Annotated in this window: 13 protein-coding genes; all 13 read left to right on the top strand. The window is 37.2% G+C overall.

The annotated features are described in order from the left end of the window. Positions 1-183 precede the first annotated feature (183 nt). The 13 genes from ACPWTF_RS01035 to ACPWTF_RS00975 all read left to right on the top strand — a co-directional run bounded on the left by ACPWTF_RS01035 (position 184) and on the right by ACPWTF_RS00975 (position 15,496). The gene (locus ACPWTF_RS01035) at positions 184-939 is read left to right on the top strand and encodes a hypothetical protein (RefSeq protein WP_427874028.1); all 756 of its coding nucleotides are present in this window, start codon (positions 184-186) and stop codon (positions 937-939) included. Positions 940-1,102: 163 nt separating this feature from the next. Further along, complete coding sequence (locus ACPWTF_RS01030) at positions 1,103-4,324, top strand: SusC/RagA family TonB-linked outer membrane protein (RefSeq protein ID WP_427874027.1); 3,222 nt, start codon at positions 1,103-1,105, stop codon at positions 4,322-4,324. 25 nt (positions 4,325-4,349) lie between these two features. Beyond that, positions 4,350-5,636 (top strand): RagB/SusD family nutrient uptake outer membrane protein, encoded by a 1,287-nt coding sequence (locus ACPWTF_RS01025; protein ID WP_427874026.1) that lies wholly within the window; start codon positions 4,350-4,352, stop codon positions 5,634-5,636. A 25-nt stretch (positions 5,637-5,661) separates the two neighbouring features. Continuing rightward, positions 5,662-5,826 carry a RagB/SusD family nutrient uptake outer membrane protein gene (locus ACPWTF_RS01020; protein ID WP_427874025.1) on the top strand — a complete coding sequence of 55 codons (165 nt, stop codon included), beginning with the start codon at positions 5,662-5,664 and terminating at the stop codon, positions 5,824-5,826. A gap of 10 nt (positions 5,827-5,836) precedes the next feature. Continuing rightward, positions 5,837-6,247 (top strand): hypothetical protein, encoded by a 411-nt coding sequence (locus ACPWTF_RS01015; protein ID WP_427874024.1) that lies wholly within the window; start codon positions 5,837-5,839, stop codon positions 6,245-6,247. A 12-nt stretch (positions 6,248-6,259) separates the two neighbouring features. After that, positions 6,260-7,909, top strand: coding sequence for a DUF5123 domain-containing protein (locus ACPWTF_RS01010; RefSeq protein ID WP_427874023.1), 1,650 nt, complete (start codon positions 6,260-6,262; stop codon positions 7,907-7,909). 166 nt (positions 7,910-8,075) lie between these two features. Then, positions 8,076-8,438, top strand: a complete 363-nt coding sequence (locus ACPWTF_RS01005; protein WP_427874022.1) for a family 43 glycosylhydrolase — start codon at positions 8,076-8,078, stop codon at positions 8,436-8,438. Continuing rightward, positions 8,368-9,717 carry a glycoside hydrolase family 43 protein gene (locus ACPWTF_RS01000; RefSeq protein ID WP_427874021.1) on the top strand — a complete coding sequence of 450 codons (1,350 nt, stop codon included), beginning with the start codon at positions 8,368-8,370 and terminating at the stop codon, positions 9,715-9,717. Before ACPWTF_RS01005 ends, ACPWTF_RS01000 begins: the two co-directional genes overlap by 71 nt. Then, complete coding sequence (locus ACPWTF_RS00995; RefSeq protein ID WP_427874020.1) at positions 9,668-10,945, top strand: glycoside hydrolase family 88/105 protein; 1,278 nt, start codon at positions 9,668-9,670, stop codon at positions 10,943-10,945. Before ACPWTF_RS01000 ends, ACPWTF_RS00995 begins: the two co-directional genes overlap by 50 nt. Positions 10,946-10,967: 22 nt before the next feature. Further along, complete coding sequence (locus ACPWTF_RS00990; RefSeq protein ID WP_427874019.1) at positions 10,968-12,659, top strand: glycoside hydrolase family 28 protein; 1,692 nt, start codon at positions 10,968-10,970, stop codon at positions 12,657-12,659. 12 nt (positions 12,660-12,671) lie between these two features. Continuing rightward, positions 12,672-13,646, top strand: a complete 975-nt coding sequence (locus ACPWTF_RS00985; RefSeq protein ID WP_427874018.1) for a pectinesterase family protein — start codon at positions 12,672-12,674, stop codon at positions 13,644-13,646. Positions 13,647-13,696: 50 nt separating this feature from the next. Beyond that, positions 13,697-14,692, top strand: a complete 996-nt coding sequence (locus ACPWTF_RS00980) for an alpha/beta hydrolase fold domain-containing protein (protein ID WP_427874017.1) — start codon at positions 13,697-13,699, stop codon at positions 14,690-14,692. A 6-nt stretch (positions 14,693-14,698) separates the two neighbouring features. Then, positions 14,699-15,496, top strand: coding sequence for a rhamnogalacturonan acetylesterase (locus ACPWTF_RS00975; RefSeq protein ID WP_427874016.1), 798 nt, complete (start codon positions 14,699-14,701; stop codon positions 15,494-15,496). The last annotated feature ends 29 nt before the right edge of the window (positions 15,497-15,525 follow it).

Raw genomic sequence — 15,525 nt, 5'->3', positions numbered from 1 at the left:
ATTACCCCATAATCAGGTATGCGATTTCTAGTTTTGCTTCATAATCTTGATTGATTTTTAACTAACTAACCTTAAAACCAAAATTATGAACCAAACTAAATTTAACATTCAACTGCCTATTTTGGACTGTAGTCCTAAAATAAATCAAAAAGAAAATTTTCATCATTTTTAATTTTTAGAGATATGAAAATGATCAAAAATCTTATTCTTGGAGCTGGAACATTTTTTCTTCTTAATTCTTGCTCTAGCGACGACCTTAAATATGAAAGCCATACAGTTAAAAAACTGGATTTTCAATTAAACGGCGAACCTTGGAATTTAAATGTAGGCATTTCAACCAGACCTCTTTTTGCGTATAAGGAAAATGGAGAATATTTTGCGAACTACAGTTCGCTTTATCCTTTTTCTCTAGACGATGGAAAATACAAATTGGTAGCGACAGACTTTCCAGAGCAGATGGTTCCATCTCCAACGAACCTTAACCAACTCATTGTTCCGCAGCCTGCATTGGCAAACCAGCCGGTAAATTTATCAGATGCGATGCCTTACTCTTCACCATTTGAAGAACCGCTAACGCTGAATATTATCACGCGAACGGGAATTCTTCGTTTGAAAACTTTAGACATTGTGGCCGATAAAAGCTATACCACAATTAAAACTACAGTTTTGGTAAAGAGAAGCGGCTATAAAGTTGTTGATGGGACTTACATAAAAGAAGACATGTTTGTAACTAGAAGCAAAGCAACAGCAAGTGGCGGGATAAACTACACAGATGATTTTGTTTTATTTCAAACAGGAGAAGAGGCTAATAACGTTCGCGTTAAAATAGAATGCCTCAATCAGAATATGGAAGTTGTAAAAACAAAAGAATTGCAGGGAACTTTTGCTATTGAAGGCAATAAAGTTACGAGTGTCGACTTCCTTATAAACGAACCTTGATACACTTCTTATCAAAACAAACTAAAACCAATTACTATTAGCCGCTATTGAATTTAGTGAAATAATAACGTGATAGCCGAAGAAAGTTAGCGTCTGGACTTTGCTGTATTCTACTATAAAATTCAAAGAAAGGCTTTTAACCAAATAAAAAAATATTCTAGTTATGACTATAAAAAAATATATCTGGAGCATTTTTGCCGTCCTGTTTTTGGCAGGAGGCGCTTATGCTCAGAAGCGTGTAACCGTGAGCGGTTCGGTTAGAGACAACATGGGAGGCATTCCTGGCGCAACAATTATGGTAAAGAATGAAAAAAACAATGGAGTTACCGATTTTGATGGGAAATTCAGCATTACAGTAGAAGATCCCGAAACAGCGGTTTTGATTGTAAAATTTGTTGGCATGAATGATGAAATAGTGCCGCTAAAAGGGCGTACATCTGGAATTACAGTCACAATGAAAGAATCGAATAGCGAATTAAATGAAGTTGTTGTAATTGGTTATGGTACGCAGAAACGTAAAAACTTAACGGGAGCGGTTGCCAGTATAAAAGGTACCGAATTGGCAAAAGTGCCAACATCAAACGTAGCTGAAGCTTTGACAGGAAGACTTCCTGGAGTGCAGGTTACAACGGTTGATGGTTCGCCAGGAGCAGATGTGAAAATTAGAATTCGTGGAGGCGGATCAATAACTGAAGACAATTCGCCATTAATCTTGGTTGACGGTTTTGAAGTGGCCAACTTAAATGATATTCCGCCAACAGATATCGAATCGGTTGAAGTTCTGAAAGATGCTGCGTCTACAGCCGTGTATGGTGCAAGAGGAGCAAATGGAGTAATTATCGTAACGACTAAAGTTCCAAAAGCCGGAAAAGTTTCGGTAAACATCCATAACTACACACAAATTAAAACGCTTGCGAATCATTTGGATGTTATGGATCCTTATGAGTTTGTGATGATGCAATACGAATTCGCGCGTAAGGGGACTTCTAACCCAACCGCATTTTATAATATGTACGGCAGACCAAGCGAATATTACATTTATAAAGGGAATAAAGGTACAGATTGGCAAAATGAAATTTTTGGAAGCAATCCAATCGCAAGATACACGGATATTAACGTAAATGGGGGAAGCGAAAAAACGAAATTCAAATTTACGTTTGTAAATCAGGATCAGCCTGGGGTTTTGGTTGGAACCGGTATGCGTCAGAATTATATTTATCTGATTTTAAATTCAAAATTAACAGACAATCTTACCTTCGAATATCAGACCCGTTTAACCAATCAAACCATAGACGGTTCCGGAACAGATGGAGTGAGCTTGCTTAGAGCTTTGCGTGAGGCGCCGACAGGAGGTTTGGAAGATTATATGACTTTGCCTGAAGATAATACTTATTTTGATCCGGACGATTATGAAATTAAACCTCGTTTTAATCCATTCGAAGAAGCAGAGAAAAACTACCGTAAACGCACTACGAGAATATTTAACACTACCGGAGCTTTAACGTGGACAATCAAAAAAGGCTTGACCCTTCGCTCTTCATTCGGTTACGAATATAAATATCAGGAAGACGGCCGTTTCTGGGGAACAGATACTAAAACGGCATTAGAAAACAACAATTTGCCTCTAACGTATTGGTCTATGACGCAGTCGCCACGCTGGCAGTTGAATAACGTATTAAATTACGGATTTAAATTAAAAGACCGCCACGATTTCCAATTGATGGTTGGGCAGGAAATAAAAGATCAGGAAAGTTCAATTAAGTTTTTCCGCACCCGTTATTTTCCTGAAGACATAACTGGAGAAAAAGCTTTAGACAACCTCGCTTTGGGAACTCCTTTTGATAATGGTTCAAATGCAGAATCTCCAAATAGAATTTCGTCATTTTTTGGAAGAGCGAATTACGGTTATGACGATCGTTATCTTTTTACGTTTACCGTTCGTACTGACGGTTCTACAAAATTTGGTCCAGACAACAGATGGGGAGTTTTTCCTGCGGGAGCTTTTGCATGGAGAGTTTCAAATGAAAGTTTCTTAAAAGACAGCCAGACCGTTTCTAACTTAAAACTTCGTTTGAGTTATGGAGCTTCTGGAAATGACAGAATTAAAGGCGATTTATATGCAAAATATTACGGAGTTTCTAGAGATCGTTCTGTAGGATGGGGAGAAGAAAACCATTACTACTATAATTTTTATAACGACAAATACCTAAACAATCCAAACGTAAAATGGGAAACGACTTATACGGCAAACGTAGGTCTTGATTTTGGTTTTTTCAGAGAAAGGCTTACAGGAACTTTAGATTTTTATCATAATAAAGTAAAAGATTTATTGGTTCCGTCTGATATTGCATCGGTTTCTGGTTTTTCTAAAATGATGACCAACGTTGGACAGACTTCAAATAAAGGTGTCGAATTTGCAATCAACGGAAGTGTGATTAAGAAAAAAGATTTTCAGGTTGATTTGACGTTTAACATCGGTTATAACAAAAATAAAATTGACAAACTGGCGAGCGGAGAGCAGGAATGGATTTTGAGTTCGGGCTGGGCAGGAACTGAATTGCTAAATGATGACGATTACCGCGCTTATGTAGGCGGAACGAAAGGTTTGATTTATGGATTCGTAAACGATGGTTTCTATACAATGGACGATTTCGAATCTTTTGATGCCGTGACAAAAACTTGGAAATTAAAAGAGGGTGTTGCCAATTCAAAAAACCTTTCTGGAGATCCTGTTCCAGGAAATGCGAAGTTTAAAAAACTGACTCCTGTTGATCCTTCAGACCCAAACAGCTATGTGATTGGGGATAAAGACAGAAAGGTTATCGGAGATACAAATCCTGATTTTTCTGGAGGTTTTGGGGTAAATGCGATTTGGAAAAACTTCGATTTAACAGCCTTCTTCAATTTCATGTCGGGATTTGATGTGTATAATGCCAATAAGATTATGACGACTTCTTTCTATAAAAATAATCAGAATAATTTCAGTATGGATGTCGGACTGAATAACCGATGGAGGAATTATGACGATATGGGGAACGATCTTCGTTATTCGCCTGAACAGCTGGCAAAACAAAACGAAAATGCTACCATGTGGAATCCAGTATCTATTGGTCGTCCTATTGCAATGTCGTACGCAGTTGAAGATGGCTCTTTCTTAAGATTAAATACGCTGAGCATTGGTTATACGATTCCAAAACAAAACAGTTCAAAAGCTGGATTCAGCAGAATCAGACTGTATGCTACGGGAAGCAACTTATTTGTTTGGACGAACTATTCTGGATACGATCCAGATATCAATTTGGAAACAGGTTTAACACCAAATATTGATTACAACGCTTATCCAAGAACACGAAATTATGCTTTTGGAGTGCAGCTGTCATTTTAATTAAACAATATTAAATCTCACAAAGATGAATAAAAAGATAATATTTAGTTTTCTGCTGATTTTTGCGCTGTCTTTTACAGCCTGCGATGAATATCTAGATGTACAGCCTGGTTCGGGCTTTACCCAAGCAGAAGTTTTTAAATCAGAAAAGGACATTCAGTCTGCAGTTGCGGGCGTATATACGCTGATGCTTACTGATGATGCTTATGCCAACCGTCTTGCTTTTGTTTTTAATACCAATACAGATGTAGAAATGTCTGGCGTTTCGACCAGCACAGTAAACGGAAACGGATCTGATATTGCATGTTACGACCCGAAACCCTATTGGACTACTTTAAATGGAACCTGGAGCGCGATGTATAAAATTATCAATACGGCAAATGATGTTATTGAAGGAATTGAAAGCTCTGATTTGTATAAAGCAGATCCAAAAAATGCGCCTTCAAATATTATGCAGATGTATGGAGAAGTGAAAACAATTCGTGCAATGGTTTATTTGGACATCATACGTGTTTGGGGAGACGTTGTTTTTCGAACTAAATCTTCAACAGGAGATGAGAATTTTGCTGTAGGAACTACAGATCGAAATGTGATTCTTGAATTTTTAATTGATGATTTAAAGTCAGTTGAGCCTTTTATGAAGAACGCAAGCGAATTGGATTATGGAGTGGAACGCGCTTCTAGAAGTTTCAATCAAGGTTTGATCGGATTATTGGCTCTTACAAGAGGAGGATGGACGCTTCGCCCGGACGAAAACAATCCGGCTAGTATCGGACACATGGAAAGAGGAAAAAATTACGAGCAGTATTATGATATTGCAATCCAATATCTGGATAAAGTAATCCAAGCAAGACAGCATGATTTAAAATTGAGCTATAGAGACTTCTGGATTAAACAGAACAATTGGGAAACGCCAGTTAATGACGATGTTATTTTCTCAATTCCAATGCTGAAAAACTCTACAGGCGAGTACGGCTATTTTGCTGGAATTCCGATTATTGAAGGGAACCATCCTTACGGAAGCGCTTCAGGAACCCTTAGCTTGTGCGGAGAATATCTTTATTCGTTCGATAATAAAGATTTAAGAAGAGATGTTACTTGTGCGCCGCTTTCTTACGATCAAAATTTAAATCAGGTAATTCGTCTGGATTTGGCACGTTTGGCAGTTGGCAAATGGTCTAAATTATGGATGAATGATCCGCTGGGAAGCACAAGCCAGAAAGGTACTGGAATCAATTATTCTTGGATGCGATTTGCAGATGTCTTGCTAATGTACGCAGAAGCGGTGAACGAACGTTTTGGTTCCGCGTGAAGATGCGAAAGAATGTCTGAGACGTGTGAGAAGAAGGGCTTTTGCTCAAGCAGATTGGGGAACTAAAGTAGATAATTATGTAATGTCTAAATCATCGCCCGATTTGTTCTTTAAAGCTATTATGGACGAGCGCAAATGGGAATTTGGCGGAGAAAGCAAACGTAAATTTGATTTGGCCCAGTTGGAATAAATTCAGCGAAGTGATTTACAATCAATATTTCAAACTATACAATTGGGGACGTGTAGCCAATGGAGCTTATGTTCCTGGCATCGACCAGGTTCCAGGAAGCATTTATTATAAAAACATTCCAGATCCTGTTAACTCTGGCAGAACAATCTTAGATATCAAAGGAATTGATGAAATTCTGCAAGCTCGCCCTGCAGGTTATACAGAACTTCCGTTTGCTGTAAGCTGGTATTCATTAAACAACGAATCGGCAAGTTATGAACCAAGAAACGATATCAAATGGAGTTTTAGAGGATTCATCAATTACAACAACGCTTCATCGGTATCTCCAACCGATCCATTACGTTATTTATGTCCCTATCCTTCTAAGGTAATTACAGATCATAGAGGAGCTATTCAAAATTATTATGGATTTAATTTTTAAATCAAGTAAAGCATGAAAAACTTTAGAAAAATACTTTATATACTGTCTCTAATTGGTTTAATTGCCTGCGGAGAAATGCTGATATCTTGTGAAAACGATGAGTTTAAATATCCGCAAGAACAAGATCTGTTTCAGCCAAAATTTGTACTTGCAGCGCCTTTAGTAAAAGGCAATTCAATAGCCATTGTATGGTATAAAGTTAACGATGCGGCATCTTATACCGTAGAGCTGCATTTAGACAATTATTATAAAAGTTTATACAAATCGTATACAACGACAGACACCCAGCTTTTGATGGATGATATTCCGTATAAAACGCAGTTTTATATTAGAGTGAGATCCAACCATGCTATTGATGGGCATAATTCGCAATGGTCGTATACAAGTGCATTAACAGAAGATCGTCCGCCGTTTCAGCCAATTTTGCATGATGTAGAAAAAGTAAATATTACAGAGACTGAAGTTACGGTAAATTGGGATATTTCTTCTGAGAATCCTGTAGACAGTATTGCGGTTGCACCTGCACAATCTGCTGAAATTCCTGCAATTGGGCGTAAACTTACTTCTGCTGAAATTGCCAAAGGAGAAGCTACCGTTGTTGGCTTAGAAAAAAATACTTTATACAACGTAAATATTTTCGACAACAATAAACCAAGACGTTACGATAAGCCTTATAATCAGGTTTCTTTCCGTTCGGCAGGACCATCAACTTCAACAATTATTGTTACAAAAGGAATGGATTTGGATGCTTTATTGAGAACAAACAATGACGATCCGACCATCCCAGAAGGAACAGAATATTTCCTTGAAGCCGGTTCGCTGTTTAAAATTACGCCTTTTACCATTTCAAAAGGATTCAAACTTACAGGAGGAACGGAAGGAGAACGCCCTCAGATCGAAATGAACGGAAACTGGAATATTGCAGAGGGTTCTTATTTGTCGGAATTGGCTTTTGAAAACATTCGTTTTTATCAGACTATTGACGCAAGTTATTTCTTTAATAGCGGAACAGCTTGGAAAGTAGACAAAATTACTTTCTACAACTGTGTTTTCAATTATTTCAAACGTGGATTCTGGAGACATCAAGGAAACGGAAAATACAAAGAAATTGGTGAGTTTGACATGAGCTACTGTACGTTTGATCAGGTGGGAGGACACTCAGGACTATACGGAACATTTGTATTCGGCTCTGCCGGAGCTGATAATGTGAAGAAAGCCAAATTTTCAAACTGCACTTTCATGAGAGATTACTATCAGACAACAGACAAGAACCGAAACTTTAAAAACCTGTTTGATTATGGCACATCGGCTTATCCGATCCAATTAGAATACCAAAATATTACGATTTACGATTATGCGTATAACAGGGCATTAATAAATATTCCGAATGCCGTCGGATCTACTTTAATCTTTAAGAATGTATTATTGGCATCTTCTTGCGGTAAAGTAATTCAGGCAATTGCAGCCAATACGCCTGCAACTTACGGAAACAATTATACAACAACAGATTATCTGCTAGGTGCCGCAGCAATTCAGGGAACTGATCTGGGCATAAGCGCGCAAAATTTATTTGTTGATCCTGCAAATGGCAATTTGATGATTAAAGATCCAAATTCTCCAATTGTAACCAATAAAGTAGGAGACACAAGATGGTTGCCTTAAGTTTTGTTAATTAAGTGGTTTCAGTACTTTCATGAAGTATCCTTGTGGTTGAGGATACTTCATTGTACTGTCTTCCTTAGATTAATAGAAGAAAATTAGACTTTAAAACATCAAGACTTTTTTGTGATGTTTTAATGAAGCGAATTATATAATAAAAATCAATACAATGAAATTCAAACAATTGCTATTCGCCTTAGGATTATTTTGGTATTTGGGAGCAAATGCACAAGGCTGGAACGCCGACTTAGGAAATGGAAAATACAAAAATCCAATCTTGCATGTAGATTATTCTGATCCCGATGTTTGTGCTGGAGAAGATGGTTATTACATGACAGCCTCGAGTTTTAACAGTGTTCCGGGACTTCCTATACTTCATTCTAAAGACCTTGTAAATTGGGAATTGATTGGATATGCATTGCAAAATCTATTTCCGATAGAACATTATCAAACCGTTCGTCATGGCGATGGCGTTTGCGCCATCTATCCGTTACCACAATGGCGAGTATTTTATTTACTGGGGAGATCCTGATTTTGGAATATTTATGGTAAAAACCAAAAATCCTGCCGGTGTTTGGGACGAGCCTATTTTAGTAAAAGAAGCAAAAGGAATTATAGATACGTGCCCATTTTGGGATGAAGACGGAAAAGCATATTTATCTTATGCTTTTGCAGGAAGCCGCGCCAATGTGAAAACAGTTTTAATGCTGTCTGAAATGGCATCAGACGGAACTAAACTGATTGGAAATCCAGCTTTGGTTTTTGACGGGCATAACGGACACACCACAGTTGAAGGTTCAAAAATTTACAAACGTGAAGGATACTATTGGATTATGGCTCCTGCAGGTGGCGTAAAGCCAGGATGGCAATTGGCAATGCGTTCCAAAAATGTTTGGGGGCCTTATGAATATAAAGTGGTTCTTCATCAAGGAGATTCACCAGTTAACGGGCGTCATCAAGGCGGTTATGTTGAAACTCCAAACCGAGACGGATGGTTTTTGCATTTTCAAGACCGTTGGGCTTACGGGCGCGTGGTTCATTTGCAGCCTGTGACTTGGAAAGACGGTTGGCCAATTATGGGGAAAGATTCCAATAAGGATGGAATTGGAGAGCCTGTTATGGAATGGACAAAACCAAACGTAGGGAAGAATTATGCGGCAACGCCATTAGTTTCTTCAGATGAATTTAATAGCCATCAATTGGGACTGCAATGGCAATGGCAAGCCAATCAGAATCCTGCCGAGCATTGGGGATGGTCTTCAGCAAATCTTGGTTTTATGCGTCTAAACTGCATTGCGAAAAAAGAAGGAGTAAAAACCATGTGGATGATGCCAAACCTTTTATTGCAAAAATTTCCCGGTGCTAATTTTACGGCAACAGCAAAATTAACTTTCGAAAATAATCCAGATGCAGGAGTAAGCGGTTCAGGCTTGATTGTATTTGGCGAAGATTACGCTTACATCGCAATTGAACAGGATAAAGCAGGTAATTTAAATTTGGTACAGCGCACTATGAAAAGCGCCAGAACTTCTAAAGAATTGGAGAAAGAAATGGCATCAATTCCTGTCAATAAAAAAGAAGTGAGTCTGCGTGCCAAAGTAGAAATGATTCAGAACAAAGAACCTTTTGATGCTAAAGTCACTTTTTACTACAGCATTGATGGAAAGAATTTTAAAAAACTGGGAGAATCATTCAAGCCAAGCGCGGGAAGATGGGTTGGGGCCAAAATCGGACTTTTTGCAACAGGATCGAAAACTATAAATGACAGCAGTTATGCCGATTACGATTGGTTCAGAGTTGAAGAAAATTAGAAATAGCATGAAGCATAAAATGAAATATTGTTTTCTTGCTTTGTTCGTTGGAATCATTTCTTTCGGGCAATCAAGATCTGCAAATAAAAAAGAATTATCTCCAGTGGAATGGGCAGTTAAAATGGCCGATTCAGATCAGAAACGTGTTCCAAATCCAGTATTTCTGGATGGAGTCAAATATCCCAAATGGAATTATACAAATGGCTTGGTGGCTCTTGCCAATCAGAAATTATATGATTATACCAAAAATCAGAAATATTGGGATTACGGACTTTCTTATGCCGAACAATTAATTGACAAAGATGGAAACATATTAGGAGGCTATGAACTCGATAAATACAGCTTGGATCTGATAAATTCCGGAAAAATACTTTTTGAAATTTATAAAAAGACAAATGATTCGCGCTATAAAAAAGCGATGGATTTATTGCGCAAACAATTAGAAGGACATCCACGGAATTCTGACGGAGGCTATTGGCATAAAAAGAGCTATCCGTGGCAAATGTGGCTGGATGGCGTTTATATGGCAGATCCTTTTTCAGCGCAATACGGAGCAGTTTTCAGTGATCCAAAAGCGATTGATGATGCTATCCTTCAAGCAGAATTAATTCAGAAACACACTTTTGATGCTAAAACAGGTTTGAATTTTCATGGTTACGATGAAAAACGTGCGCAATTCTGGGCAAACAAAACAACTGGAACTTCTACGCATGTATGGGGGCGAGCACAAGGGTGGTATTGTATGGCTTTGGTTGATATTTTAGACTTTGTTCCAGAAAATCATTCTAAACGAAAAGATTTAGTCAAAATTGTTCAACAGGTTTTTGATGCTGTTCTAAAAGCGCAAGATTCTAAAACAGGAGTCTGGTGGCAAGTAATGGATCAGCCAGGAAGAAAGGGCAATTATCTGGAATCGACTTGTTCTGCAATGTTTGTGTATTCTTTTGCTAAAGCTTACAACAAAGGTTATGTAAGCGAAAAGTTTCTGAAATCGGCAAAAAAAGGTTTTAACGGAATCCAAAAAGAATTTATAAAAGATAATGAAGACGGAACTATTTCTATTTCAAAATGCTGTGCCGTTGCGGGATTAGGAGGCAAAAATCCTGAAGATAGAAATGGTTCATTTGAATACTATATTTCTGAACCTATTAGAGATGACGATGCAAAAGCAGTTGGGCCTTATATTCTGGCTGGAATTGAATTGCAAAAATCTCTAGACAAAAAATAATATATCAAAATTACAATTGGTTATGATAAAAACTAAAAGCACACTTTTTATAACAGCATTTCTTTTTATGGCTTTTTCATGTATTGGACAAAAGAAAGGAACTTTAAATGGGGTGGACAAAAAAACTAAATCAAGTTTGAAAATCCCTTTCAAAATGCCAGAAGTGCAAATTCCAGAGTTTAAAAGAGACACTTTAAATATTCTCGATTTTGGAGCCATACCAAATACAGAACAGCTTTGTACAAATGCTATTAATTCGGCAATTGAAAAATGTTCTAAGTCAGGAGGTGGAGTTGTGGTAATTCCTGCTGGACTATGGACAACGGGACCAATAAAACTGAAAAGCAATGTAAATCTGCATACGAAAAATGGCGCTTTTGTTTCTTTTACAAGCGATTTAAAGCAGTACAAACTAATAGAATCCTATTTTGAAGGTAATAAGGTCATTCGCTGTGAATCGCCAATTATGGGAGTTGACTTAGAAAACATTGCCATTACTGGTCAAGGAATTTTTGATGGAAATGGCGCTGTATGGAGACCTGTTAAAATTGGAAAAATGACCGCTGGGCAATGGGACGAATTAGTAAAATCTGGTGGTGTTCTGTCTAAAGACGGAAAAATCTGGTATCCTTCTAAGGGAGCTTATGAAGGGAACGAGGAAAGAAATAAATTGCCTAAAAAGGAAACCGTAGAAAACATGGAGCCTTACAAAGAAGCGCTTCGTCCGGTTATGGTGAGTTTGGTTAATTGTAAAAAACTGCTTTTAGACGGTGTCACTTTTCAAAATTCTCCTGCTTGGAATGTGAATCCGTTAATGTGTGAGCATCTTACTCTACGAAACTTAACAATTCGCAATCCTTGGTATTCTCAAAATGGAGATGGTTTAGATTTAGAATCCTGCCGTATTGGAACGGTAACCAATTGTCGTTTTGATGTTGGCGATGATGCGATCTGCATTAAATCTGGAAAAGATAAAGAAGGAAGAGACCGTGCAAAACCAACAGAATTTTTTGTGATTACAGATTGTGTGGTTTATCACGCACATGGAGGTTTTACAATTGGAAGCGAAATGTCTGGAGGCGTTAAAAATATATTTGCCAAAAACCTAACATTTAATGGAACAGACTGTGGACTTCGTTTTAAATCTGTCCGTGGACGTGGAGGAGTAGTGGAGAATATTTGGATGGAAGACATTCGCATGAATAATATTCCGACAGACGCCATCAATTTTAACTTGTATTATTTCGGAAAATCTTTATCAGAAGATAAAACAACAGGCGAAATAACAGTCGCAAAAGAAGCTATTTCTGATGATACGCCTGCTTTTAAAAATATGTATTTCAAAAACATTTATGTAAATGGTGCGGCTCAGGCTTTGAAAATTATGGGAATTCCAGAAATGCCTGTTACTAACATCGAATTTGATAACATGATTATCCGTTCAGATATTGGAGTTCAGTTGAACTATGCCAGCAAAATCACTTTTAGAAATCTTGATTTAAGATTAGACAAACCTGGAATTGCGGTAAGTTTTTCAAACAGCCAGAATGTGAGTTTGGATGGTTTGAAATCTACGGGTGAAAATCAGATGTTTTGGGTTGGAGGTTTAGAAACAAAAGATATTTCACTAAAAACCAACGGCAAAAAAATGGTTATGGATAAAGATCTAAAAGTGCTAGAATCGATTAAAGGCGAAGTAAAAGTGGTGGACTAAAACAGAAAAAAAATGATACTATTCAAATTTGTGGCAGTTTCCATTTTCTTTATGAATCTTTCGTTTGCAAATGATTCTCTAAAAGAAACCAAACCTTACGATATTGTTGTGGATGCAGATGGAAAAGGAGATTTTAAAACTGTTCAAGAAGCGTTTAATTCGGTGCCATTATTAAAAACATCAGAAACTAAAATTTTTGTAAAGAATGGAATCTATAAAGAAAAACTAGAATTGGCCTTAAACAAAAATAACATTACGCTAATTGGCGAAAGCAGAGGAAATGTAATCCTGACTTATGATGACTACGCATCCAAATCGAATGGTGCAGGAGGAACAGTAGGAACTTCTGGATCTGCCAGTTTTATTGTTGCAGGTAATGGTTTTAAAGCACAGAATATTACGTTCGAGAATTCGTCTGGTCCAGTTGGACAGGCGGTGGCAGTTAGAATTGACGGAGACCGAATCATATTCGATAATTGCAGATTTTTAGGATTTCAAGACACTTTATATCCTAGAGAAAGTGGCAGTAGACAGTATTATAAAAACTGTTATATCGAAGGAACAACTGATTTCATTTTTGGAGGTTCGACCGTGATTTTTGATCAATGTGAAATCTTCTCTAAAAAAGGAGGCTCTTATATTACTGCTGCCAATACGCCAGAATCTAGCCCATACGGATTTGTATTCTTAAACTGCAAACTAACTTCAAATTCAGGAGATAACTCTTATTTCTTAGGAAGACCTTGGAGAAATTATGCCAAAACTGTTTTTATAAGATGCGAAATGGATTCACACATTAAACCATTAGGATGGCATAATTGGGGAAAACCAGAAGCCGAAAAAACGGCTTTTTACGCCGAATATCAATCTACAGGAGCAGGAGCAAATGCTGTATCAAGAGCCAATTGGTCGCATCAGCTTTCAGCAGCACAATTTAAAAAGGAATATTCGATGAAAGCCATTTTTAAAGATTGGAAACCGAATTGAAGTTTTTAAAAGCATCTTTCAGAAGTTATAATCGATTAAATAAATAAAGAATGAAGTTTCAAAACAGAAAATTAAAAGCAGTATTTATTTGGGTCTGGATCTTATTTCTTCAAAAGATGAACGCGCAATATTTGCAAGGATTGACTCAGGTTAGAGACACTTCTTTCAATAATAGAAGCGCATTCAAAAAAACATTGAAATACTTTCCTAATATTTCTCTTGTTTCCGAAATGCATTTTGACGCTCTTGTGCAGAAAAACGACATTGTATATTGCATTTACGGAAAACGGAAAATGAAACTGGATGTTTTCTTCGATAAAAATAAAAAAGAAAAACAGACTGCAATTATACTGATTCATGGTGGAGGATGGCGATCTGGAAGCCGAGAACAGCATCATCAGATGGCGCAGAAATTGGCAAGCCTAGGTTATGTCTGTTTTACGCCAGAGTACAGACTCTCTACAGAAGCGCTTTTTCCAGCAGCAGTTTACGATATTAAAGCTTCGATTCGCTGGGTAAGAGAAAATGCTGATAAGTATAATGTTAATCCAAATCAAATTGTTTCCCTTGGATTTTCAGCTGGTGGAGAACTGGCAGCTTTTATGGGAGTAACAGGCAATATGCCTCTGTTTGAGGGAGAAGTGACAAATTCAAGCTCAAAATCTCAAGTCAACGCTATAATTGATATTGACGGAACACTATCTTTTATCCATCCTGAAAGCAGTGAAGGAAATGATACTAAAAATATTTCTGCAGGAACTTATTGGTTTGGCTATTCTAGAAAAGACAATCCGAAATTATGGGAAGCCGCTTCTCCATTATCTTATGTAAATTCTTCAACTCCGCCCACTTTATTTATTAATAGTTCGATTCCTAGAATGCATGCTGGAAGAGATGATTTCAGAAAAGTTTTGACAGAAAACGGAATCTATTCGGAGGTTCACGAATTTGAAGACTCACCGCATGTCTTTTGTCTTTTCAATCCTTGGTTTGAACCAACAATTCAATATATAGATCAATTTTTAACTAATGTTTTTAAAAAATAAAGAATTATGAAATCAAGATTCATTATTTCAATTCTCTGTATGGCTTTAGCATTTGCAGTAATGTCTTTTATAAAACCCAAGCCCAAAACTACGGTCTATTTGATAGGAGATTCTACTGTAGCTGATTATGCTAACAATTATGAAGAAGGGAAAGACTATAAGAAAACGCGATATCCTGTTACAGGCTGGGGACAGGTTTTTCAGCAGTTTTTAGTAAAAGACAGTCTAAAGAAAATCGATAAGCTTATTAAAACTGACAGCGCTTTTGTAGATGATAGAGCCAGAGGTGGACGAAGCACTAGGACTTTCTTTCAGGAAGGTAGATGGCGTCTGGTTTACGAAAATCTAAAAAAAGGCGATTTAGTTTTAATGCAGTTCGGCCATAATGATGCCGCCGAAGATAAGCCTGAACGATATGTAAATATTGAAGGTTATAAGGAATTTCTAAGGCTTTTTGTAGAGCAGACAAGAGCAAAAGGAGCAAAACCGATTTTGATTACGCCTGTAGCGAGAAATTTTCCGTGGAAAGACGGAAAACTGCAGAATATTCATGGTTTATATCCGCAGGCAGTAAAAGATATAGCCAAAGAATTAGATGTGCCATGCATTGATTTAAACCAAAAATCAATCGATTTTTTTACCAAAAAAGGACAGCCGTATGTGAGTGAAAATTATTTTATGAATTTCAAAGGAGGTATATACGAAGCTTATCCGGAAGGACAAAAAGATAACACACATTTTCAAACTAAAGGAGCTGAAGAAGTGGCAAGATTAGTTTTTGAAGGAATGAAAGAATTAAACTAATATTTTATTTAAACCGTCAGAAGGGTTTG

The organism is Flavobacterium sp. MMS24-S5 (genome assembly GCF_050320125.1).
GTDB classification, from domain to species: domain Bacteria; phylum Bacteroidota; class Bacteroidia; order Flavobacteriales; family Flavobacteriaceae; genus Flavobacterium; species Flavobacterium tyrosinilyticum.
Note: the sequence above shows the minus strand (reverse complement) of the source record. Positions and strands in the feature narration are given on the sequence as shown.